The sequence below is a fragment of the Streptomyces sp. NPDC006476 genome, assembly GCF_040612015.1.
GTDB lineage: Bacteria > Actinomycetota > Actinomycetes > Streptomycetales > Streptomycetaceae > Streptomyces > Streptomyces griseorubiginosus_B.
The window spans coordinates 155510-179438 of sequence record NZ_JBEXPK010000001.1 but is presented as its reverse complement, the minus strand read 5'-3'; the positions used below and the strand labels follow the sequence as shown (position 1 = coordinate 179438).

17 protein-coding genes are annotated in these 23929 nt (G+C 70.3%); 9 read left to right on the top strand and 8 right to left on the bottom strand.

Features of this window, described 5'->3' with window-relative positions; translation table 11 throughout:
• Positions 1-164: 164 nt before the first annotated feature.
• Genes ABZZ74_RS00755 through ABZZ74_RS00735 form a run of 5 tightly spaced genes read left to right on the top strand, consistent with a single transcriptional unit; the run spans position 165 to position 9681 of the window.
• Positions 165-1355 carry a glycoside hydrolase family 88 protein gene (locus ABZZ74_RS00755; protein WP_356760712.1) on the top strand — a complete coding sequence of 397 codons (1191 nt, stop codon included), beginning with the start codon at positions 165-167 and terminating at the stop codon, positions 1353-1355.
• Positions 1356-1359: 4 nt separating this feature from the next.
• On the top strand, positions 1360-2142 hold the full coding sequence (locus ABZZ74_RS00750; protein ID WP_356760711.1) for a heparin lyase I family protein: 783 nt from the start codon (positions 1360-1362) through the stop codon (positions 2140-2142).
• A gap of 11 nt (positions 2143-2153) precedes the next feature.
• On the top strand, positions 2154-5393 hold the full coding sequence (locus ABZZ74_RS00745) for a glycosyl hydrolase family 28 protein (protein ID WP_356760709.1): 3240 nt from the start codon (positions 2154-2156) through the stop codon (positions 5391-5393).
• Positions 5390-7639, top strand: coding sequence for an alpha-galactosidase (locus tag ABZZ74_RS00740; RefSeq protein ID WP_356760707.1), 2250 nt, complete (start codon positions 5390-5392; stop codon positions 7637-7639). Before ABZZ74_RS00745 ends, ABZZ74_RS00740 begins: the two co-directional genes overlap by 4 nt.
• Positions 7640-7650: 11 nt before the next feature.
• A complete protein-coding gene (locus tag ABZZ74_RS00735; protein WP_356760706.1) occupies positions 7651-9681 on the top strand; it encodes a PQQ-dependent sugar dehydrogenase in 2031 nt (676 codons plus the stop codon).
• Here ABZZ74_RS00735 and ABZZ74_RS00730 read toward each other — a convergent pair whose 3' ends face one another.
• On the bottom strand, positions 9682-11508 hold the full coding sequence (locus tag ABZZ74_RS00730; protein ID WP_356761093.1) for an AMP-dependent synthetase/ligase: 1827 nt from the start codon (positions 11506-11508) through the stop codon (positions 9682-9684). It lies immediately after the preceding gene.
• Positions 11509-11759: 251 nt separating this feature from the next.
• On the bottom strand, positions 11760-13259 hold the full coding sequence (locus ABZZ74_RS00725; RefSeq protein ID WP_356760704.1) for an MFS transporter: 1500 nt from the start codon (positions 13257-13259) through the stop codon (positions 11760-11762).
• Between the two features lie 118 nt (positions 13260-13377).
• Here ABZZ74_RS00725 and ABZZ74_RS00720 point away from each other — a divergent pair, with 118 nt between their 5' ends.
• The gene (locus ABZZ74_RS00720) at positions 13378-14382 is read left to right on the top strand and encodes an Lrp/AsnC family transcriptional regulator (protein WP_356760702.1); all 1005 of its coding nucleotides are present in this window, start codon (positions 13378-13380) and stop codon (positions 14380-14382) included.
• Between the two features lie 505 nt (positions 14383-14887).
• Here ABZZ74_RS00720 and ABZZ74_RS00715 read toward each other — a convergent pair.
• Positions 14888-15760 carry a LysR substrate-binding domain-containing protein gene (locus tag ABZZ74_RS00715; RefSeq protein ID WP_356760700.1) on the bottom strand — a complete coding sequence of 291 codons (873 nt, stop codon included), beginning with the start codon at positions 15758-15760 and terminating at the stop codon, positions 14888-14890.
• Between the two features lie 155 nt (positions 15761-15915).
• Between ABZZ74_RS00715 and ABZZ74_RS00710 the strand changes: the two genes are divergently transcribed.
• The gene (locus ABZZ74_RS00710) at positions 15916-16983 is read left to right on the top strand and encodes a bile acid:sodium symporter family protein (RefSeq protein WP_356760698.1); all 1068 of its coding nucleotides are present in this window, start codon (positions 15916-15918) and stop codon (positions 16981-16983) included.
• Here the strand turns inward: ABZZ74_RS00710 and ABZZ74_RS00705 are convergent.
• Positions 16919-18139, bottom strand: a complete 1221-nt coding sequence (locus tag ABZZ74_RS00705; RefSeq protein ID WP_356760696.1) for a DUF4185 domain-containing protein — start codon at positions 18137-18139, stop codon at positions 16919-16921. The genes ABZZ74_RS00710 and ABZZ74_RS00705 overlap by 65 nt on opposite strands.
• Positions 18140-18187: 48 nt before the next feature.
• A complete protein-coding gene (locus ABZZ74_RS00700; RefSeq protein WP_356760695.1) occupies positions 18188-19105 on the bottom strand; it encodes a zinc-binding dehydrogenase in 918 nt (305 codons plus the stop codon).
• Between the two features lie 92 nt (positions 19106-19197).
• Between ABZZ74_RS00700 and ABZZ74_RS00695 the strand changes: the two genes are divergently transcribed.
• The gene (locus ABZZ74_RS00695; RefSeq protein ID WP_356760693.1) at positions 19198-19638 is read left to right on the top strand and encodes a MarR family winged helix-turn-helix transcriptional regulator; all 441 of its coding nucleotides are present in this window, start codon (positions 19198-19200) and stop codon (positions 19636-19638) included.
• Between the two features lie 19 nt (positions 19639-19657).
• Positions 19658-20185 carry an isochorismatase family protein gene (locus ABZZ74_RS00690; RefSeq protein WP_356760692.1) on the top strand — a complete coding sequence of 176 codons (528 nt, stop codon included), beginning with the start codon at positions 19658-19660 and terminating at the stop codon, positions 20183-20185.
• A 212-nt stretch (positions 20186-20397) separates the two neighbouring features.
• On the opposite strand, the gene fdhD is transcribed toward ABZZ74_RS00690, so the two are convergent.
• The 3 genes from fdhD to ABZZ74_RS00675 are packed head-to-tail and all read right to left on the bottom strand — an operon-like array spanning position 20398 to position 23928.
• Positions 20398-21246 carry a formate dehydrogenase accessory sulfurtransferase FdhD gene (fdhD, locus tag ABZZ74_RS00685; RefSeq protein WP_356760691.1) on the bottom strand — a complete coding sequence of 283 codons (849 nt, stop codon included), beginning with the start codon at positions 21244-21246 and terminating at the stop codon, positions 20398-20400.
• A gap of 7 nt (positions 21247-21253) precedes the next feature.
• On the bottom strand, positions 21254-22114 hold the full coding sequence (locus tag ABZZ74_RS00680) for a 2Fe-2S iron-sulfur cluster-binding protein (RefSeq protein WP_356760689.1): 861 nt from the start codon (positions 22112-22114) through the stop codon (positions 21254-21256).
• The gene (locus ABZZ74_RS00675; RefSeq protein ID WP_356760687.1) at positions 22111-23928 is read right to left on the bottom strand and encodes an NADH-ubiquinone oxidoreductase-F iron-sulfur binding region domain-containing protein; all 1818 of its coding nucleotides are present in this window, start codon (positions 23926-23928) and stop codon (positions 22111-22113) included. The genes ABZZ74_RS00680 and ABZZ74_RS00675 overlap by 4 nt, the downstream gene beginning before the upstream one ends.
• Between the last annotated feature and the right edge of the window lies 1 nt (position 23929).

Genomic DNA, 23929 nt, shown 5'->3' with positions numbered 1-23929 from the left:
GGATCCGACCTCTGCGGTCCGGACCATTGACCGCTGAACCTCCGGACCGCAACTCTGGATCGCGATATCGAACGAGTCCCTGAACGCGATCCATGAATGTGAACAGTTAGTTCGGTTTTCCTCCGATGTTTCCGGGTCTCCCCGTCCGATCGAGAGGGAGGAACATGAGACGCCGTCGCCTGCGAACGGCACTGACCGGGCTGGTCCTCGCCAGTGCGGCCCTGACCACCCTGCCCGCGGCCGCACCCGCGCCGACCGCCCCCACCGGCCCCGCGGCCCTCCGCCCGGCCGCCGCCCCCGACTGGTCGACGTCCGTCGTCGACTCCACCATGGCCCGCTACACGCCCACCAGCATCGGCGGTTGGTCCTACCCCGTCGGCCTCTACCTCTACGGCCAGTACCTCACCTACCGGCGCACCCACGAGGCCCGCTACCTCACCTACATCAAGAGCTATGTCGACCGGTTCGTGAAGAGCGACGGCTCCATCGACCAGTCCTTCAACAGCCTGGACAGCATGCAGGCCGGCCGGCTCCTGGTGATCCTGCACCACGAGACCGGACAGGACCGCTACCGCAAGGCGGCCAAGAAGATCCGCGACCGCCTGAACACCTACCCGCGCACCGCCGACGGCGGTTTCTGGCACGCGAACACCTCGAGCCGCGCCCATCAACTCTGGGCGGACGGCGTCTACATGGTGAACCCGTTCCTCGTCGAGTACGGCAAGGAGTTCGGCGACAGCGCGTACACCGACGACGAGGCGGCCAAGCAGCTGTACGTCTACGGCAGCCATCTGCAGGTCGCGAACGGCCTGCTCAAGCACGCCTACGACGAGTCCAAGAGCGCCAGTTGGGCCGATCCGCAGACCGGGCTCGCCCCCGAGCACTGGTGCCGGGCCGTCGGCTGGTACTCCATGGCGATCGTCAACGTCCTGGACGCCATTCCGGCGAACCAGTCCCGCCGTCCCCAACTGCTCACCATCCTCCGCAAGCTGGCCGCGGGGCTGGAGAAGTACCAGGACCCGGCGACCGGGCGCTGGTTCCAGGTGATGGACAAGGGCAACCGGTCCGACGACTGGACCGAGACCTCCTGTTCCAGCATGTTCACCTACGCCCTCTCCCGCGGCGTCCAGCAGGGCTACCTCGACCCGCACTACGCCGCCGTCGCGCAGCGCGGCTACCAGGGCGTGCTGGCGAAGCTCTCGGTCGGCTCCGACGGCCGCACCAACCTCGCCGACATCTCCATCGGCACCAACGTCGGCGACTACGCGTACTACATCGCACGTGACCGGGCCACCAACGACTTCCACGGTCTGGGCGCCTTCCTGATCATGAACGAACAACTGCGAGGTGATTAGTGTCATGAGCACGTCCAGAAGGGCGCTGCTGGGCGCGGCGGTCGCGGGTGCGGCCGGGGCGACGCTGGGTCTGCCCGCCACCGCCCACGCCGCCTCCTGGCAGCAGAAGTGGGCTCCTTCCGCGAGCAGTGACGGCCTCGGCGCCTTCGAGACGATCGAGGACGACCGCGCCGACTCGCACCCCGCCGGGCATCCGCACATCTTCGCCACCGGCAACAACTGGCGCTTCAACATGCACATGGTGGACCGGGACACCTCGACGGACCGCCAGCGCCAGGAGGTCACGGGTCTGCGCACGAGCTCCAGCAGCTACCTCAAGTGGAACGAGGGCCAGACCTGGCGGGTCACCTACTCGATGTACATCCCGAGCTCGCTGAAGGCGACCACCACCTTCACCCACATCATGCAGATGAAGCAGCCCGGTGCCGGTTCCTCCCCGATCGTCACGCAGTCGCTGCGCCGGGTGAGCGGCAAGCAGACCATCGAGCTGACCCTGCCCATCTCCGGCACCCTCATCGGCCGCACGGATCTCGACCCGTTGCACGACAGCTGGACCGACGTCGACTTCCAGATCAAGGTCGGCAACGGCTCGGCGGGCTCCGTCCGCTGGATCCTCAAGTCCGGCGGCACGACCGTCATCGACAAGTCGAAGACCGGCGTCGACACGTTCCTGGCCGACCGCGTGCGGCCGAAGTGGGGCATCTACCGCTCCCTCGGCGACACCTCCGGGTCCCTGCAGGACACCTATCTCCTGCTCACCAACCTCCGCGGTTACCAACTCGTGTGAGGAGCCGTCACATGAAACCCCCCACCGGTCCGGGCCGCCGAGCGGCGGCCGTCATCCTGTTCGTGGTGGCCGTGGTCCTCGGCCTCACCCACCCCGCGGCCCTCGCCGCCCCGCACACCGCGCCGCGCGCCGCCGCCGAGTACAACGTGCGCGACTACGGCGCCAAGGGCGACGGCTCCAGCAACGACAGTTCGGCCATCGACAAGGCGATCACGGCCGCGAACGCGGCGGGCGGCGGCACCGTCCGCTTCCCCTCCGGAACCTACAAGTCCAAGAACACCCTCCACATGAAGAGCCATGTGACGCTCCAGCTCGACAAGGGCGCCACTCTCCAGGGCTCCAGCGCCGACACCTACGACAAGGCCGAGTCCAACCCCTACGACAACTACCAGGACTACGGCCACAGCCACTTCCACGACGCGATGATCTACGGTGACAAGCTGACCGACATCGGCTTCGTGGGGCAGGGCGTCATCGACGGCGCCGGCAACCTGATCACCGGCAACCCGAAGTCCGGCGAGGCCGACAAGATCATCTCGTTGACCCGGTGCGACGGGCTCAGGATGGGCGACGGTCTCACGCTGCGCCGGGGCGGTCACTTCGCGGCCCTCATCAACGGCTGCACCAACGTGACCTCCGACCACCTGACCATCGACACCGCGAGCGACCGCGACGGCTGGAACGTCATCTCCACCACCAACGCCACGATCACCAACGCCACCATCCACGCCAACGACGACGCCCTGGTCTTCAAGAGCGACTACGCGCTCGGCGCCAAGCTGCCCAACGGGCATGTGCGGGTGAGTGATTCGACCCTCGGGGCCAAGTGCTGCAACGCCCTGATGTTCGGTTCCGAGACCTGCGGCGACTTCTCGGACTACCAGTTCGAGAACATCCGTATCGACGGCGCCGACAAGTCCGGGCTCGGCATGGTCTCGATGGACGGCTCGAAGATCTCCGACGTCCACTACCGCGACATCACGATGACCAACGTCCACTCGCCGATCATGCAGAAGATCGGCACCCGCAAACGCTGCGGCAACAGTCCCGGCGTCGGATCGATCAGCAACGTCACGTACGACAACATCACGGCGACCGGCAACAGCCCCTCCTTCAGCCCGACCCTGTGGGGCGAGTCCGGGCACCGCATCAACGGCGTGACCTTCACCGACGTCAACATCACGGTCCCCGGCGGCAACGGCACCATGTCCACGGGCGTGCCCAGCAACGACTCGACCGACTACAACCCGAAGAGCATCGGCACCCGGCCCGCCTACGGCTGGTACCTGCACAACGCCGACAACGTGCAGTTCACCGACAGCTCGGTGAAGTTCGCCTCGAACGACGGCCGGCCCGCGTTCATCGCCAACGCGGCCAGCGGCATCCGGCTCACCCGGTTCACCGCGCAGAAGGGCAGCAACTCTCCGTTCGACGTGGGCTTCCAGGACGTCACCGGCGGCTGCCTGACGGACAGTCACAACACCTCCGGCGGTGCCCTGCGCGTCTCGGGCAGCCAGGACTGCGGCAGTAGTACGGTGGTGAAGCCGCTCGACCTGGAGAACCCCCGCCAGGACTTCCTCCGCGCCTCCGTCGGCGGTCTGTTCCTGCACTGGGGCCTGCGCACCGCACCCGCCCACACCAGCTGCACCGCCTGGGAGAACGACGTCACGAGCGGGGGCTGGAGCCCCGACTACTGGGTGAACGAGGCGCAGAAGCTGCACACCCAGTACCTGGTCCTCGCCACCTTCCACAGCCGCCTCGGCTACGCCCGCCCCTGGCCGTCCAAGATCCCCGGATCCTGCTCCACCAAGCGGGACTTCCTGGGTGAGCTGATCACGGCCGCCAAGGCCAAGGGCATGAAGGTCATCCTCTACATGACCAACGACCCTCAGTGGCACGACGAGGGCGGTCACGAGTGGCTCGACTCGTCCGCGTACTCCGCCTACAAGGGCAAGAACGTCGACCTGACCACCAACGACGGCTTCGGGCAGTTCAGTTACGACAACTTCTTCGAGGTCATGGACCGCTACCCCGACCTCGGCGGCTTCTGGATCGACAACGACAACTCCTACTGGGAGAGCCACAACCTCTACCAGCAGATCTACGACAAGCGCCCGAACTACACGCTCAGCAACAACAACGAAGACACGCCGATCATGGACATGATCAGCAATGAGCAGAAGACGGGCATGACCCCGGCCTACGACTACCCGCAGGCCGTCTACACCGCCCAACCCCGCCTGACCGAGGCTGACTTCAAGCTGCCCTCGACCGGTGCGTGGTGGTACGACGGCTCGAACCCCTCCGTCGACCGCGCGCTCACCCTCGGCCGCCTCATCACCAACGCCGGCTCCTCGGTGAAGGCGCTGATGGCCGAGACGGCCCAGGTCAACGGCAAGTTCCCGTCGAACCAGGCATCCTTCAACACCTTCGCAGACTCCTACCTCGACCCCATCTGGGAGTCCCTGCACGGCACCGAGGGCGGCGGCTACATGTACGGCGGCCTCAAGCCCGGCGCCTGGAACGACGGCGCGTACGGGGTGACGACCATCGCCAAGGACGACGCCAACCGGCAGTACATCCACGTCCTGACCCCGCCCAGCACCAGCACCCTGCGCGTGCGGGACAACGGCTACCGCATCGCCTCCGTCACCAACCTCCGCACGGGAGCGGCGGTCTCGTGGTCGCAGTCCGGTGGCGTGCTCACCCTGAGCGGGCTCGGCAACTGGGACCCGTACGACACGGTGTTCAAGGTCACGACGGCCGGCCGCCAGGGCATCCTCACCGGCGTCAAGGTCAGCGCGAGCGCTTCCGCGAGCGGGCACGCCGCGTCGGCGGCCGGTGACGGCGACTACCTCACCTACTGGGACAACAACAAGACGCTCCCCGTGAACCTCACCTTCGACCTCGGCTCGGCCAAGAAGGTGCAGTACATCGGGCTCAACCAGCGCGAGGACTCCGTGGCCTACGCCCGTTCGAGCACCGAGCAGTCGGCGCGGATCAAGGACTACAAGGTGTTCCTGAGCAACGACGGCTCGACTTGGGGGAGCGCGGTCAAGACCGGCCAGCTGCCCAGTCGCCGGGGCATCCAGGGCATCGACCTGACCGCCGCCAACGCCCGCTACGTCCGGCTCGAGGTCGACACCACCTGGGCCGCATCCAGCGACACCACCCGCTACAAGCGACTGCGGGTCGACGAGGCGTGGATCGGCACGTCGTACGCCACACCCGCGAACGGGGGACAGTCATGATCCGTCTCAGATCCCTCACGGCCGCGGCGGCGGGCCTATTGCTCGCCGCGGCGGTGCCGCTCGTGGGCACCGCCCACCCGGCGGCCGCCTCCGACAACGGCCAGTCCGTACGGCCCGCCATGGGCTGGTCCAGCTGGAGCTTCGTGCGCCGCACGCCGACGGAGGCGAAGATCAAGGCGCAGGCCGACGCGCTGGTCTCCAGTGGCCTCAAGGACCACGGCTTCGTCTACGTCAACCTCGACGACTTCTGGCAGAAGTGCGATTCCAACGGCTTCACCGTGGACAGCTACGGTCGCTGGGCCGTCGACACCAGCAAGTTCCCGGACGGCATCAAAGGGGTGGCCGACTACGTCCACTCCAAGGGCCTGAAGTTCGGCTTCTACGTCACCCCCGGCATCGCCAAGAACGCCGTCACCAAGAACACGCCGATCGAGGGGACCTCGTACCACGCGAAGGACATCGCGGACACCTCGAAGACCGAGAAGAACTACAACTGCAAGAACATGTACTACATCGACTACTCCAAGCCGGGCGCGCAGGAGTTCGTCGACTCCTGGGCCAAGCAGTTCGCGTCCTGGGGTGTCGACTACCTGAAGATCGACGGGGTGGGCAGCGCCGACATCCCCGACGTCCAGGCCTGGGACAAGGCGCTGCGGGCGAGCGGACGGCCCATCAACTTCGCCCTGTCCAACAACCTGCCGATCGCCGACGCCCCCACCTGGCGGAAACTGGCGAACAGTTGGCGCACCCAGGGTGACGTCGAGTGCTACTGCGGGCCGGGGAGCAACGGCAGCGGCTATCCGCTGACCGACTGGTCCCATGTCTCCAAGCGCTTCGACTCGGCCGCCTCCTGGCAGCAGTACGCCGGCCCGGGTGGCTGGAACGACCTGGACTCGCTGGAGATCGGCAACGGCGACCAGGTGGGTCTGACGGCGGACCAGCGTCGCTCGCACTTCACGCTGTGGTCGATGGCGGCGGCCCCGCTGCTGCTCGGCACCGACCTCACCCAACTCGACTCCGTCGACAAGGCGATGCTGACCAACGACCGGCTGATCGGCGTCGACCAGGACGGCGTGGCCGCGAAGCGGATCGTGAGCAGCGGTGTCAAACAGGTCTGGAGCAAGAAGGAGAGCGACGGGCAGTACGTCGTGGCCCTGTTCAACACCGGGACCTCGGGCAACGCGACGGTGAGCGTGAACTGGTCGCAGGTCGGCTTCAGCGGCTCGGGTGACGTGACCGACCTCTGGTCCGGATCCCACAAGGGCGTGATCGCCGACTCCTACAGCGCGACCCTGCGTCCGGGCGAGACCCGGCTCATCCGGGTCAAGCCCGCCAACTCCCTGAAGGCGGCGGCCGCTTCACCCGGCTTCGCCGTGGCCCCCTACGAGTACCTCGGCTGGGGCAGTCCCCAGAACCCGACCTCCGTGATGTCCGCGACGGGCGTCAAGTGGTTCACGCTCGCCTTCATCCTCTCCGACGGCACCTGCAACCCGAAGTGGGACGGCTCCCGCCCGCTGACCGGTGGCAGCGACCAGTCCACCATCAACGCCATCAGAGCGGCGGGCGGTGACGTCGTCGTCTCCGTCGGCGGCTGGAGCGGGAACAAGCTCGGCGAGAAGTGCTCCAGCGCCTCTGCGCTCGCAGGCGCCTACCAGAAGGTGATCAACGCCTACAAGCTGAAGGCGCTCGACATCGACATCGAGAACACCGAGTGGTCCAACGCGACCGTGCGGCAGCGGGTGGTCGACGCGCTGAAGACGGTGAAGGCCAACAACTCCGGCCTGAAGACCGTCATCACCTTCGGCACCACCTCCAGCGGCCCCGACTCCACCGGTACCGACATGATCAAGCGGGCCGCGAACTCCGGTCTGGCGAACGACGTCTGGTGCATCATGCCGTTCGACTTCGGCGGCGGTACCACCAACATGGGCAGCCTCACCACCAAGGCCATGGAAGGACTCAAGGCCCAGGTGAAGTCGGCGTACGGCTACAGCGACGCCACCGCCTACACCCACATCGGGCTGTCGTCGATGAACGGCAAGACAGACGACTCCGGTGAGCGCGTGCGGGTGGCCGACTTCAAGACCATGCTCGCCTACGCCCAGCAGCACCACATCGGACGGCTCACCTACTGGGCCGTCAACCGCGACCGGGCCTGCGGCTCGGGAACCGACGGCGACGCCTGCAGCGGCGTGACGCAGCAGCCGTACGACTACCTCAAGGTCTTCACCCAGTACACGGGCTGAGGGGAACATCCGTGAACATCAGAAGAGTTCTGCCGTACGGCGTCGCGGCGGCCCTGGCGCTGCCGCTCGCCGGACTCGGCCAGGGCACCGCGCTGGCCGCCACCGACTACCAGGCCGAGGACGCCCTGATCTCGCAGGGCACCGTGGCCACCAACCACACCGGGTACACCGGCACCGGCTTCGTCGACTACACCAACGTCAAGGGCTCCTACGTGGAGTTCACGGTGAGCGCGGCCTCCGCCGGCACCTCCGCCCTCACCCTGCGGTATGCCAACGGGACCTCCACCGACCGGCCGATGGACATCTCCGTCAACGGCACGGTCGTCGCCTCCGGGGTGTCCTTCCCGGCCACCGCCGACTGGAACACCTGGGTCACCAAGACCGTCAACGTCCCGCTGACCGCGGGCACCGACACGATCCGGGCCACCGCCACCACCGCCAACGGCGGCCCCAACCTCGACCGGATCAGCCTCGACGCGGCCGCCGACACCCAGGCCCCGACCCGTCCCGGACAGCCCAGCTGCTCGGACATCGGCGAGGACGCGCTGACGCTGGCGTGGGGCGCGTCCACGGACAACGTGGGGGTGAGCGCGTACGACATCTACGAGCACGGCAACAAGATCAGTGAGGCGCCGGGGAGTTCGACCTCCAAGGCGCTGACCGGGCTCACCCCCAACACCGACTACAACCTCACGGTGATCGCCCGCGACGCGGCCGGCAACACCTCGCCTGCCAGCCCGGTCGTCGACTGCACCACCAAGCCCAGCTCCGACACCACCCCGCCGAGCAAGCCGGGCACGCTGTCCGCGAGCAATGTCACCGCCAACAGCGCCGACCTCAAGTGGGGCGCCTCGACCGACGACAAGGCGGTCGTCGCCTACGACGTGCGCAGCGACACCACCGTCTACGACATGGTCACCAGCGGCACGTCGACCACGCTCACCGGGCTCGCCTGCAACAGCCCCTACAGCCTCAACGTCGTCGCCCGGGACGCCGCCGGCAACGTCTCCGAGGCCAGCAACACCGTCACCTTCACCACGAAGGCGTGCGCGACAGACGGCGGCGTCCCGTCCTCCATCGCGACGCTCTCCAGCGGCTGGACCATCCCCTGGGGCACCTACTGGATGCCCGACGGCAAGACCGCCCTGGTCACCGAGCGGGACGACTTCAAGGTCTGGAAGGTCGCCAAGGACGGCACGAAGACGCAGGTCGGCACCGTCCCGAACGCCGTCACCACCAACGGCGAGGGCGGACTGCTCGGCGTCGCCGTCGACCCCAAGTGGGACACCAACCACTACGTCTACTTCATGCACACCGCCTCCGAGGGCAACCGGGTCGTGCGCATGACGTACGACGGCACCAAGCTCAGCGACTACAAGATCCTGCTCCAGGGCATCAAGAAGAACCGCTACCACAACGGCGGACGGCTCCTCTTCGGCCCCGACGGCTATCTCTACGTCTCGACCGGAGAGGCCCAGACGCCCGACCTGGCGCAGGACAAGAACTCCCTCAACGGCAAGATCCTGCGCATGACGACCGACGGCAAGCCGGCCCCCGGCAACCCGTTCGGCAACTACGTCTACAGCCTCGGCCACCGCAACCCGCAGGGCCTCGCCTTCGACCGCAACGGCCGGTTGTGGGAGGCGGAGTTCGGCAACAGCTCCAAGGACGAGCTGAACCTGATCAAGCCGGGCGCCAACTACGGCTGGCCGACCTGCGAGGGCACCTGCAGCGTCTCCGGGATGACCAACCCCAAGGCCACCTGGAACGTCTCGGAGGCGTCCCCGAGCGGTATCGCCATCGTGCGCAACGTCGTCTACATGGCGTCCCTGCGCGGCGAACGACTGTGGCGGATCCCGATCAACGGCGACAACGAGAGCGTGGGCACACCGACCGCGTACTACGTGGGTACCTACGGCCGGCTGCGGACGGTCACCAAGGTTCCCGGCGCCGACCAGTTGTGGCTGTCGACCACCAACAGCGACAACAACGGCAACCAGCCCGACGGGTCGGACAAGATCTTCCGGGTGAACATCAGCTAGTCACGCCTGGTAGAGCGCCTCGACCTCGTTGGCGTAGGCGTTCTCGATGGCCTTGCGCTTCAGCTTCAGCGAGGGGGTCAAAAGACCGTGCTCCTCGGTGAAGGGCTGGGCCAGGATACGGAAAGTACGGATCGACTCGGCCTGTGAGACCAGGGTGTTGGCGGCGACCACCGCCCGGCGCACCTCGGTCTCCAGGTCCGGGTCGCGCACCAGCTGCTGCGGCGGCATCTGCGGTTTGCCGCGCATCGTCAGCCAGTGCTCCACGGCCTCGTGGTCGAGGGTGACGAGCGCGGCGATGTACGGCCGGTCGTTGCCCACGACGATGCACTGGCTGACCAGCGGATGGTCACGCACCCGCTCCTCCAGCACCCCGGGGGAGACGCTCTTGCCGCCGGAGGTCACCAGGATCTCCTTCTTGCGGCCGGTGATGGTGAGATAGCCGTCGTCGTCCAGGGAACCCAGGTCGCCGGTGGCGAGCCAGCCGTCGTGCAGGGTCTCGTCGGTGGCCTTCTGGTTGTTGAGGTAGCCCTGGAAGATGTTCGCGCCGTGCAGCCAGATCTCGCCGTCGTCGGCGATGTGCACGGTCATGCCGGGGATGGGCTGGCCGACCGTGCCGTAGCGGGTGCGGTCGGGCGGGTTGGCGGTCGCGGCGGCCGTCGACTCGGTCAGGCCGTAGCCCTCGTAGACCGGCACGCCCGCGCCCGCGAAGAACAGGCCGAGCCGCCGGTCCATCGCCGAACCGCCGGACATGGCGTTGCGGATGCGGCCGCCCATCGCGGCCCGCACCTTGGAGTAGACGAGCTTGTCGAAGAGCTGGTGCTGCATCCTGAGGCCCGCCGAGGGACCCGGTCCGATGCCCCAGGCCTTCGCCTCGACGGCGTCGGCGTACTTCACCGCGATGTCGACCGCCTTCTCGAACGGCCCCGCCTTGCCCTCCTTCTCCGCCTTGCGCCGGGCCGAGTTGAACACCTTCTCGAAGATGTACGGCACCGCGAGGATGAAGGTCGGCCTGAACGCCTGCAGGTCGGGCAGCAGGGCGGCGGCGTTGAGCTGCGGCTGGTGGCCGAAGCGGACCCCGCCGCGGATCGCCGCGACCTCGACCATGCGGCCGAAGACGTGCGCGAGCGGCAGGAAAAGGAGCGTGGCCGCCTCGTCGCCCTTCTTGGAGTGGAACACCGGCTCCCACCGCTCGACGACGGTGTCCGCCTCGTACATGAAACTGCCGTGGGTGATCACACAGCCCTTGGGGCGGCCGGTGGTGCCGGAGGTGTAGATGATCGTCGCGGTCGACTCGGGGGTGACGGCCTGCCGGTGGCGGTGCACCACGTCGTCCTCGATGTGCGCGCCCGCGTCGTACAGCTCCTGCACGGCGTTGGTGTCCAGCTGCCACAGCTGGTGCAGCTGCGGCAGCCGGTCGATGACGGTGGCGATCGTCATCGCGTGGTCCTCGTGCTCCACGATCGCCGCCGAGCACTCGGAGTCGTACAGCATCCAGAAGCACTGCTCGGCGGAGGACGTGGGGTAGATCGGCACCACCTGGGCGCCGATCGTCCACAGCGCGAAGTCGAACAGGGTCCACTCGTAGCGGGTGCGCGACATGATCGCGACCCGGTCGCCGAACCGGATGCCCCGGGCGAGCAGCCCCTTGGCGAGCGCCAGGACCTCGTCCCGGAACTCCGCCGAGGTCACGTCGCGCCACCGCCCCTGCTCGTCCTTGCGGCCGAGCGCGATGTGCAGCGGGTCCTGCTGGGCACGCTCGAAGACGACGTCGGCCAGACCCCCCACCGGGGGTGCCAACGCCAACGGAGGGTTGGTGAACTCGCGCAAACCCACTCCCCGCTCCCCTTGGCGCCGTGTTCGAGACTTCGCAAGCGCCGTGAAAGCTACCCCACCCGGCGGCGGGGCGGGAGGGGCGCCGAATCCGAACAACCCTCACCTACGCCCCGGCCACCGGGCGGAAAATACCCTCACATCAGGAAGGGTCGGACAGAAAACTGACGGTTGAGTAAGTATCGGGCTCTTAATCTCCACCGAATCTGTACGACCTGCCTACCGGCTTTGACCGCAGGTCAATGGCGTCATCCGGGGTGTGTCGCCGTCTCTTCCCTCAGCGTCTCCGGGGCGGAATTCATCACTCCGGTGCGGCCCGGACGAGGGGGCCGGACCAGGGCGAGAACGAGCGCTCCGGCCACCGTGGCAGTGAGACCGGCCACCACGGCCGCGGTGTTCAGACCCGCGGCGAACGCCGAGCGCAGCGCGTGCTCCGGGAAGGACCCGCGCAGCGCCCCGGCCGCTCCGCCCGCCAGCGCGTGCGCGGCCTCGCGCGGCAGCGTGTCCTGCATCCGCGAGGTCACCACGGTGCCGTACACGGCGATGCCGAGCGCGTACCCCAACTGCCGGAAGGTGTTGACCGCGCCCCCTGCCATGCCGGCCCGGTCGTGCGGCACGGCGGCCAGCGCGGCGCCCGCGATGCCGGGCGCGACCAGGCCCGTGCCGACACCCACCAGGATCAGCCCCGGCACCAGCGCGGACGCCGTCGACCCCGCGTCCAGCGCCGTCATGCAGAACTGACCCGTGCCGATCAGCAGCAACCCGCCGCCGATCGTGATGCGCGCCGGCACCCCGTGCAGCAGCCGCCCGCCGAGCGCCGCCACCACGAAGGACGACAGCGACAGCCACAGGAAGACCAGCCCGCCGCGCACCGGGCTCATCCCGAGCACCGTCTGCAGCCAGATCGAGTCGTACGCCATGAGGCTGAACGCCGCCGCGTTGAAGGCGAGCGCGCCCACCATCACGCCCGAGAACCCGGGCTTCAGGAACAGCCGGGGATCCAGCAGCGGGTCGGCGCCCCGCCGTTCCACGGCCACGAAGCAGACCAGCGCCAGCAGGGCCGCCGCGAAGGTGCTCAGGGTGCCCGACTCGCCCCAGCCGTGCTGCCCGGCCCGCACCGCGCCGTACGTCAGCCCCGCGGCGAAGGCGGCGAACGTCGCCGTGCCCGCCCAGTCCACGCGCCGCTCGCGCGAGCCGTGCGACTCCGGCACCACCTTCAGCGTCAGCCACACCGCGGCCACGCTCACCGGCAGGTTCACGTAGAAGATCCACCGCCAGCCGGGCCCGTCCGTGAGCAGTCCGCCGACCACCGGACCCACCGCTGCCGCCGCGCCGCTGACCGCGCCCCACACACCGAGGGCCGTCGAGCGCCGCCTGCCCTGGTAGACCGAGCCCAGCAGCGGCAGCGTGGTCGCGAACATCGCCGCCGCGCCGAGCCCCTGCAGCCCGCGCGCGGCGACCAGCATGCCGGGCCCCGTCGCGAGGCCGCAGAGCAGGGACGCCGTCGCGAACACGACGACGCCCACGACGTGCACCCGCCGCCGGCCCAGGATGTCGGCCGCGGCCCCGATCCCGAGCAGCAGCGCGGCCAGTGCCAGCGCGTAGCCGTCCATCACCCACTGCAGATCACTCAGCGACGCGTGCAGCGACCTCGCCATGTCCGGCAACGCGACCACCGCGATGGTCACGTCCAGCAACAACATGAACGTGCCCAGGCACACCGCCGTGAGCGGCCCCCATGTACGCATGTCCTCAACTCCCTCTGCTTTCCGTACGCCGGACGCGTATCTCTCCGTACGATGGGCCCCGCACGGCCGATCACGGTGGTTTCGGGTGTCCCGACGCCGGAATCCGACAGGAGAGGGTATGACCGCGACGGAATCCCACGGGCTCGTCATGGAGTCCGACACGTTCGACCTGCTCGATCTGCGGATCCTCGCGGCCCTGGAGGCCAACGCACGGGCCTCCTTCAGCCGGATCGGCGCGGTGCTGGGTGTCTCCGACCAGACCGTCGCCCGGCGCTTTCGGCGGCTGTGCGCGGAGGGCGGGCTGCGGGTGGTGGCGGTCCGGGACCCGGAGCGGCTCGGGTACGACCAATGGAACCTGCGGTTGCGCTGCGTGCCGGACACCGCGTTGAAGATCGCGGACGCGCTCGCCAAGCGGCCGGACACCCACTGGATCGCGCTCGCCGCCGGAGGGACGGAGGTGCTGTGCGGGACCCGGCCGCGCAGTCCCGGTGACCGCGACGACCTGCTGCTGGGCAAGCTGCCGCGGACGCCGAGCGTGGTGGAGCTGCGGGCCCATCAGCTGCTGCACCGGTTCTTCGGCGGGCCGGACGGCTGGCTGCAGAAGTTCGGCGCGCTGACCGAGGAGGAGCGGGAGGCGCTGCGGCCGGATCTCGTGCCCTCCGCGGGGCCCGCGCGGATCGATCCCGAGGACGAGCCGCTCGTCGCCGTGCTCGAGCGGGACGCGCGGGCCCCGTATCCCGAGCTCCAGCGTGCGACCGGCCGCTCGGAGTCCGCCGTGAAACGGCGGCTGGCCTCGCTCGTCGCGTCCGGGGCGGTGTATCTGGACGTCGAGTACCACACGGAGATCCTCGGCCACCCCCTCTCCGCGTCGCTGTGGATCACCGCTACTCCGGCCAGGCTGCATGCGGTGGGGGAGGCGATCGCGGGGCATCCGGAGACCGCGTACGTGACCGCGATCTCCGGGGCGTCGAACCTGTTGGCCACCGCCGTGTTCAAGGACACGGCCGCGCTGTACGGCTACCTGAGCGGGCCGATCGGACGGCTGGAGGGGATCCAGCATGTGGACGCCGTGCCCTATCTGCGCAGGATCAAGCAGCTGACCTATCCGCCGCCCCAGCGCTGAGCGCGAAAGCCGCGGTTCATCAGCGCCCCGAGGGGCGCGGGGAACTGCGCGCCCAGCCACCAGGGCGCCGCGGACGACCGACGGCCCGGCGCGGCACTTCCAGGGGGGCGCCTGAGCGGGCCTGGTGAAGTCCGCCGCGGTTCAGTAGCGCCCCCGAGGGGCGCGGGGAACTGCGCGCCCAGCCACCAGGGCGCCGCGGACGACCGACGGCCCGGCGCGGCACTTCCAGGGGGCGCCTGAGCGGGCCTGGTGAAGTCCGCTGCGGTTCAGTAGCGCCCCCGAGGGGCGCGGGGAACTGCGCGCCCAGCCACCAGGGCGCCGCGCACGACCGACAGCACAGCGAGGCACTTCCAGGGGGGCACCTGAACAGGCGTGGTGAAGTCCGCTGCGGTTCAGTAGCGCCCCCGAGGGGGCGCGGGGAACTGCGCGACCGGCCGCGACGGCGCAGCGGACGACCGACGGCACAGCACGGCACATCCAGCGGAGCGCCTACGCGCCTACGCGCCTACGCGCCTCTGCGGCGCTGCAGGCGGTCGCCGCCCGCCAGGATCGTCGCCGCCAGGGCGTCCGCCGCGCTCTGGGCCGGGCCGCCGCGGCGGCCGTGCACCAGGACGAAGTCCACCCGGCCCAGTTCCGGGAGGCCGAAGCGGTCGGGGAGCCGGACCAGGCCCGGGGGGACGAGGCCGCGGGAGTGGGCCATGACGCCGAGGCCCGCGCGGGCCGCCGCGATCAGCGCGCTCAGACTGCCGCTGGTGCAGGCGATGCGCCAGGACCGCCCCTGACGCTCCAGGGACTCGAAGGCGACCGCCCGGGTGATGCCCGGCGGCGGGAAGACGATCAGCGGCACCGGGCGGTCCGGGTCGAGGCGGAGCCGTTCCGCGCCGATCCAGACCAGCTCGTCGTGCCAGACCAGCTCGCCGCGCGGGTCCTCGGGGCGGCGCTTGGCGAGGACCAGGTCGAGTCGGCCCGCGTCCAGCTGTGCGTGGAGGGTGCCGGAGAGCTCGACGGTCAGCTCCAGGTCCACCTCGGGGTGGTCGTGCCGGAAGCCCTCCAGGATCTCCGGGAGGCGGGTCAGGACGAAGTCCTCCGAGGCGCCGAAGCGGAGCCGGCCGCGCAGCCGGGTCCCGGTGAAGAAGGCCGTCGCCTGCTCGTGGACCTCCAGGATCCGTCGGGCGAAGCCCAGCATCGCCTCGCCGTCCTCCGTCAGCTCCACGGAGTGCGTGTCGCGCGAGAACAGCTGCCGCCCGGTCGCGTCCTCGAGCCGCCGTACGTGCTGGCTCACCGTCGACTGCCGCAGCCCGAGCCGGCGCGCGGCCTGCGTGAAACTCAGGGTCTGCGCGACCGCCAGAAAGGTACGCAGGTGGGAGGGGTCGTACATGGGGACAACGGTAGTCGGTCATCGTGATCGGCGATGACAGTCAGAGCGGTATGACGGATTCCCGATCGGCCGGGGGAGGAGGACGATGAACGGGGGTACTCCGTGCCCCGGACAGAGCCCCGGACCCGCCTACAGCGACAAGCAAGTGGAGCACCGTGAAACGCCTGCGATGGCCGAGTTGGCTGCCGATCGACCCGTACATCCTGCTGCTGCTCGGCACGGTGGGCCTCGCGGCCGTGGTGCCGGCGCGCGGGACGGGGGCCGACGTGGCGTCGGGCGCCTCCACGGCCGCGATCGCCTTCCTCTTCTTCCTCTACGGCGCCCGGCTGTCCACCCGTGAGGCGCTGGACGGGCTCAAGCACTGGCGGCTGCACGGCACGGTCCTCGTCTGTACGTTCGTGATCTTCCCGCTGCTCGGCCTCGCCGCCCGCGGTCTGGTCCCCGTCCTCCTGACCCACCCGCTCTACCAGGGCCTGCTCTTCCTCACCCTGGTCCCCTCGACCATCCAGTCCTCGATCGCCTTCACCTCCATCGCCCGCGGCAACGTGCCCGCCGCGATCTGCGCCGGCTCCTTCTCCTCCCTGGTCGGCATCGTCGTCACCCCGCTGCTCGCCGCCGCCCTGCTGGGCAGCAGCGCCGGAGGGTTCTCGGCGGACTCGCTCGTCCAGATCGTGCTGCAGCTGCTGGTGCCGTTCGTCGCCGGGCAGCTGCTGCGGCGCTGGATCGGCGGCTTCGTCGCCCGGCACAAGAAGGTGCTCGGCCTGGTCGACCGCGGCTCGATCCTGCTCGTCGTCTACACCGCGTTCAGCGAGGGCATGGTCCAGGGCATCTGGCACCAGGTCAGTCCCGTCCGGCTGGGGGGCCTGCTGGTCGTCGAGGCGGTGCTGCTCGCCGTGATGCTGATCCTCACCTGGTACGGCGGCAGGGCGCTGCGCTTCGACCGGGAGGACCGCATCGCGATCCAGTTCGCCGGCTCCAAGAAGTCCCTCGCCTCCGGACTGCCCATGGCGAGCGTGCTGTTCGGGGCGCACGCCTCGCTGGCGGTGCTGCCGCTGATGCTCTTCCACCAGATGCAGCTGATGGTGTGCGCGGTGATCGCCAAGCGTCGCTCGCACGATCCCGAGGCCGCCGAGGCCGAGGACGAAGGCGAGGGCGAGGTCACCGCGTCCGGGTCAGCCGGACCGTCACGAACCGAGGTCGGTACAGGGACACGTTCGCGTTGATGCTCGCCGAAGCACCCGTCGTCTCCAGCCAGTTGACGTCGTAGCTGAGCACCAGCCGTCCGTCGCCGGCGCTGTCGGACACGGCGGGGTGGACCTGCGGGTTGTACGCGGCGACCCCGGACGCCGGCAGGGAGGCGCTGAAGTCCTTCGCCGGGCCGTGCCAGGGGCCGGTGGGGGAGCAGGCCCAGTAGGAGGTCACGCCGGTCAGCCCGGCGGCACCCGCGGCCATCGTGAACAGGACGTACGTACCGCCCGTGCGCACGACCGAGAACGCGCTGCCCACCTGGGCACCCGCCAGCGGTTTCGGCACCGTGCCCCAGCCGGCCCCGTCCCAGTACCGCCAGGCCGACGCCTCCCCGAGCCGTCCCTTCGGCACCCGGGCCACGTACGCCGAGGACGACGGCCGGGAGACGGCCCGACCGTCGTCGCCGCCGAACACGTACGTCCACTGACCCTGCTCGACGAGGGTCGTGCCGAACAGGATCCGGCGGGAGGGGTCGGGGACCAGGCTCTGGTCGAGCACCTTCGCCACCGACTCGACCCGCAGGCCGGGCAGCGACAGTGTGGCGACCTCGGTGGCGGTCGGCACACCGTAGATCCACGGCGGCTGCCCGGTCGCTCGCACCCACAGCAGCACCCGCACGACCTTCTCGGGCGAGCCGGGGGAGCGCGGCTCCACGCGGGCCGCGACCGGCCAACGCCACTGGTCCTGGGCGGGGTTCGGGAAGAGCGGGGCGGGCAGCGTGTTGCGCAGCCGGCCCCCGGCGTCCATCACCACGGCCGAGTTGCGCACCAGGGGAGCGCCGGTGTCCCGCCAGGCGGAGGACTCGCCGACCGGGTTGGGCGGGCCGTGCACCTGGCCCAGGTAGGTGTCCGAGAACAGCCACAGCACCCGTCCGTCGGGCAGCCGCAGCGAGTGGGTGCCGTCGCCGCCGGTCCAGTCGTCGGTGCGGGTGGCGTCGTCGCCGTAGCGGGCGAATTCACCGGTGAGCCGGTCGTCCTTCGACCACGAGGTGACCGTGTGCGGCGCGCACCCGCCGCCCTCCCGGCCGTCGTCGTCGGGCAGGGCGGTGAGCAGGACGGTCCCGAGAACCAGGGCCAGCAGCAGGCCGAGGCCGGTTCCCGTCCGCTGTCGTGCTCGTCGGTCGTCGGGCACCCAGGGGACGTTAGCGGCTGCCGACGGCACGGTCCATGGGCCCTGAAGTCAGGGCCGCAGCACCACCTTGCCCAGGTTGCCCCGCGACTCGACCACCGCGTGCGCCTTCGCCGCGTCCTCCAGAGCGAACTCCCCGTGCACGACCGGCCGCACCGCGCCCTCCGCGTGCAGCCGCCACAGCTCCCGTCGCCACCGCTCGTACAACTCCGGCTTCCCGCGGGCGATCCGGGCCATCTGGAAGCCGATCACGGACTTGGCGCCCACGAGGAGGTCGTACGCCCGCACGGTCCCGCCGCCCGAGCTGTACGCCACGAGCCGCCCGCCCGGGGCCAGAGCCGCGATCGCCGGGGTCAGCAGCTCGCCGCCCACCGCGTCCAGGACGTAGTCGACGGGGTCGCCCCAGCCGTCGGCCTCGTAGACGATCACCTCGTCGGCGCCGAGGGACCGTACGAAACCGGCCTTCCGCAGGTCCGACACCGCGCCCACCACCCGCGCGGCGCCCCGCCGCCGCGCCAGTTGGACGGCCAGGTGCCCTACGCCGCTCGCCGCAGCCGTGACCAGGGCCGCCTCGCCTCGCTCGGGGCGGGCCGCCTCCAGGGCGCCGAGGGCGACCAGGCCGCTGCGGACCAGGGCGACCGCGTCGACGACCGAGGCGGTGTCCGGGACCGGCGAGGCCATGGCCTCGTGCAGCAGCGCGAAGTCGGCGTAGCCGTGCCCGAAGCACAGGCCGGTCACCCGGTCTCCGGCGGCGAAGCGGGTGGTGCCCTCGCCGGCCGCCACCACCTCCCCGGCGATCTCGCCGCCGAGCGGAACGGGCTCGGCCGCCTCGGTGACCTTGCGGACGACGGGGAGTGTGACGCCGACGGCCTCGCAGCGGACGAGGAGCTCGCCGGGGCCGGGCACCGGGACGGGGGCCTCTTCCACGAACAGGGGGCCACCGGCGGACTCGTAGCGGACGCGCCGCATCACACCTCCAGGAATCGCACGGAATCGTTGGGAGTTCCAACGGTATCGCGCATTCATTGGGAACTCCAATGAGTTTTGGCTAGGCTGCCGCCATGTCCGACGCCCCGCTCGCCGCGATCCGCTCCCTGCCCAGCTGGCTGCTCGGCCGTGCGGCCGCCCGTGGACGCGCCCTGGTGGCCGAGGCGCTCGCGGCGGAGGGCTTGAGGATGTGGCACCACGTGGTGCTCTCCGCCGTCCGTGACCTCGCCCCGGTCGCCCAGGCCGACCTCGGGCGGAGCGTCCAGCTCGATCCGAAGGACCTGGTCGGCGTCCTCAACGACCTCCAGGCAGCCGGCCTGGTCGTTCGCGAACCGGATCCCGCGGACCGCCGCAAGAACGCGGTGTCCCTCACCGAGGACGGCGCGCGGTCGCTGGCGCGCTGCGAGAAGGCGGCGCGCGCGGCCAACGACGAACTGCTCGCCCCGCTCTCTGCGGCCGAACGTGACCGGTTCATGAAGATGTTGATCCGGATTTCCGGTACTACGGAGGGCTGACGGCGGATAACGTTCCGTCATGACCGCACCCCTCGCCCTCGATCCCGCGCGCAGCGCCCTCGTCCTGGTCGATCTGATGGACCGGATCATCGCGCTGCCCCTGGAGCCCCGCAAGGGCCCCGAAGTCCTGTCCACCGCCGAGGAGTTGGCGGCCGCCTTCCGCTCGGCGGGCGCGACCGTCGTGCTCGTCCGCGTCGAACGCCCCGGCGTCGCCGAACAGCCGCCCGGCAGCGGTCTGGTGGCGGGCCTGGCCCGGGACGGCGACGTCGAGATCGTCAAGCGCACCATCGGCGCCTTCCAGGGCACGGACCTGGACGCCGTACTGCGGGAGCGGGGCGTGACCACCCTGGTCTTCGGCGGGATCGCCACCAACCTCGGCGTCGAGTCCACCGCCCGCGCGGCCGGCGACCTCGGCTACGACCTGGTCTTCGTCGAGGACGCCATGTCGGCCTTCACGGCGGCCGAACACGACGCGTCGACCCGCCTGGACTTCCCGAGACTGGGGACGGTGGTACGGGCGCCGGAGGTGCGGTTCGTCGCCGGCTGACCCATCTCCGGTGCGCACTGCTGAGCGGGCGGTCCTGACCTGCCGAACGGCCGATTTCGCGGAGGCGCGAAGCGCTGAGCACGATCGCCGTCTCGACACCGGCACAAAGCGCCCCGGAGGCGAACGGAGCCAGAGTGTCGGCGGGGCCCCTGTGCGGCGCAGGGGGCGCTCCCCGCCGGTCGGGGCCCCGCCGCCGTGTCGCGGGGAGCCGGTCAGGCCTGGGCGGCCGCGGTCCGCAGGGTGAGCCGGTGTTCGCCCGCGTACACGTTCATGGAGCTGCCCCGCAGGAAGCCCACCAGGGTCAGGCCGGCCTCGGCGGCCAGGTCCACGGCCAGCGAGGACGGCGCGGAGACCGCGGCCAGCACCGGGATCCCCGCCATGACGGCCTTCTGCGCCAGCTCGAAAGAGGCCCGGCCGGAGACGAGGAGGACCGTGCGGGACAGGGGGAGGTTCCCGCTCTGCAGGGCGCGGCCAACCAGCTTGTCGACCGCGTTGTGCCGGCCCACGTCCTCCCGGACGTCCAGCAGCTCGCCGTCCTCGGTGAACAGGGCCGCCGCGTGCAGACCCCCGGTCCGGTCGAAGACCCGCTGGGCCGCGCGGAGCCGGTCGGGGAGGCCCGCGAGCAGTTCGGGATCGAGGCGGACCGGAGGAGTGTCGGCTATCGGCCAGCGGGCCGTCGTGCGCACCGCGTCGAGGCTCGCCTTGCCGCACAGACCGCAGGACGAGGTCGTGTAGACGTTCCGTTCGAGGGTGATGTCGGGGATCGCCACGCCCGGCGCCGTCCGCACGTCGACCACGTTGTACGTGTTCGTGCCGTCGACCGTGGCGCCCGCGCAGTACACGATGTTCTGCAGGTCCGTCTGCTCGGCGAGCACGCCCTCGCTGACCAGGAAGCCCGCCGCCAGCGCGAAGTCGTCGCCCGGGGTGCGCATGGTGATCGCGAGCGGTTTGCCGTTCAGCCGGATCTCCAGCGGCTCCTCCGCGACCAGGGTGTCGGGGCGCGAGGAGACGGCCCCGTCCCGGATGCGGATCACCTTGCGTCGTTCCGTGACTCGTCCCATGTGTGCCTCAGTCCCGGTTCTGTACGTGCTGGTAGCCGAAGCGGCCCTTGATGCAGAGGTTGCCGTGGGTCACCGGGTTGTCGTGCGGGGAGGTGACCTTCACGATCTCATTGTCCTGCACGTGGAGCGTGAGGTTGCAGCCCACTCCGCAGTACGCGCACACCGTGGTCGTCTCCGTCTGTTTGCTCTCGTCCCACGTACCCGCCGCACGCATGTCGAACTCCGACTTGAACGACAGCGCTCCGGTTGGGCACACCTCGATGCAGTTCCCGCAGTACACACAGGCCGAGTCGGTCAGCGGGGCGTCCTGCTCGACGGCGATCCGGGCGTCGAAGCCGCGGCCGGAGACCGAGATCGCGAAGGTGTTCTGCCACTGGTCGCCGCAGGCGTCGACGCACTTGTAGCACAGGATGCACTTGTCGTAGTCGCGCACGTACAGATCGTTGTCGACCCTCGGTTCCTCGCCCAGCCGGGCCGCAGCCGGGCCGAACCGCTCCGGCTTCGCCTCGTACTCCTTGATCCATCCTGCGACCCGCGGAGTCGTCGACATGTCGACGGAGGAGGCCAGCAGCTCGAGGACGATCTTGCGGCTGTGCCGGGCGCGCTCGGTGTCCGTGCGGACGACCATTCCCGGCTCGGCCCCGCGTGAGCAGGCCGGTACCAGGGTCCGGGAGCCCTCGACCTCGACCACACACACCCGGCAGGCGTTCTTGGGGCGCAGGGTGTCGCCCTGGCACAGGGTCGGTACGTCCTTCCCGGCCGCCCGGCACGCGTCGAGGACGGTCGAGCCCTCCGGGACCCGGACCTCCTGGCCGTCCAGGGTGAACTCCAGCAGCCGGCGCGGAATCCCGAGCGGTGTCACGGTCATTCGTAGGCTCCCAGACGGTCGATGGCGGATTCCACGGCGTTCCACGCGGTCTGTCCCAGACCGCAGATCGAGGCGTCCCGCAGGGCGCGCCCGACTTCCCTGAGCAGTGCGATGTCGTCGGCCGCGGCCGCCCCCGTGCGCTCCGCGATCCGGTGCAGCGCCTCCTCCTGCCGTACCGTCCCGACTCGGCACGGCACGCACTGCCCGCAGGACTCGTCCCGGAAGAACTCGGCGATCCGCAGCAGCAGCCGGGGCAGCGGAACGGTGTCGTCGAAGGCCATGACGACGCCCGAGCCGAGCGTGGTGCCTGCTTCCCGGGTGCCTTCGAAGGTGAGCGGGATGTCCAGTTCGTCGGGCCGCACGAAACCGCCGGCGGCCCCGCCGAGGAGGACGGCCCTGAGGCCCGGGCGCACCCCGGCCAGCCGGAGCACCTCGCCCAGCGTCGCGCCGAACGGCAGCTCGTAGACGCCGGGCCGGTCCACGCTGCCGGAGACGCAGAACAGCTTGGGCCCGGTGGACTTCCCGGTGCCGATCGCCGCATAGGCCGGGGCGCCCATGGTCAGGATCGGCAGGACGTTCACCAGCGTCTCGACGTTGTTCTCCACGGTCGGTTTGCCGAACAGGCCCTTCTGAACCGGGAAGGGAGGTTTGGAGCGCGGTTCGCCCCGGTACCCCTCGATGGAGTTGAACAGGGCGGTCTCCTCGCCGCAGATGTAGGCGCCCGCACCGCGCCGGATCTCGATGTCGAAGGCGTAGCCCTGGCCGAGGACGTCGTCGCCGAGGAAGCCACGCGCGCGTGCCTGCGCGATCGCGTGCTCCAGACGGCGCAGGGCGCGCGGGTATTCGCCGCGCAGATAGACGTACCCCTGGTGCGCGCCGGTCGCGTACGCGGCGATCGTCATGGCCTCCACCAGCGCGTACGGGTCGCCCTCCAGGAGCACGCGGTCCTTGAAGGTGCCCGGCTCGGATTCGTCGGCGTTGCAGACCAGGTAGTGGGGGTGGTCGGGCTGCGACGCCGTGGCCTGCCACTTGCGGCCGGTGGGGAAGGCGGCGCCGCCACGCCCGACCAGGCCGGAGTCGGTCACCTCGCGGATCACTCCGACGGGACCGAGCTCGAAGGCGCGGCGCAGGGCGGTGTAGCCGCCGTGGGCGCGGTAGTCGTCGAGGGAGGACGGGTCGACCGTCCCCACCCTGCCGAGCAGGACGAGCCCCGGGTCCCCGGCCTGCGGCACCGCCGTCGCCGCCGGCGGCTCCTCGGGCGCCGAGTCGGGGGCGGTCGCGGCGAGGACGGCGTCCTGCACGGTCGCCGGCGCCGACACCGCCGTACGCACCGGATCGCCCGCCCTGACGGCGAGTGCGGCCGGGGCGCGTTCGCACAGGCCGAGGCAGGGGCCGCGCTGCACCGAGACGCCGGGACCGAGCCGTGCCTCGACCCCGGCGCGGAGGCCGGCCGCGCCCGCCGCCGTGCACGCGAGGTCCGTGCAGACGTGGAGAACGGTCGCGGGGCGGGGCCTGAGCGAGAACATCGCGTAGAAGGTGGCGACCCCGTACGCCTCCGCCGGCGGCACGGTCAGCCGCCGGCACAGGTAGTCGAGCCCGCCCTCGCTGATCCAGCCGATGCGGTCGTTGAGGGCGTGCAGCCCCGGCAGCAGCAGGTCGCGGCGGTCCCGGGCCGCGCGGCCGCCGCGGGCCCACCGCAGGTCGGCATCGGACCGGTCGGCACCCTCCCAGGAGGACTCCGGAGGGCCCAACAGGGCGTCGACGGCGGCCCGTTCGTCGTCCGTCGGCTTGCTGTCGCCGAAGTGCAGATCCATC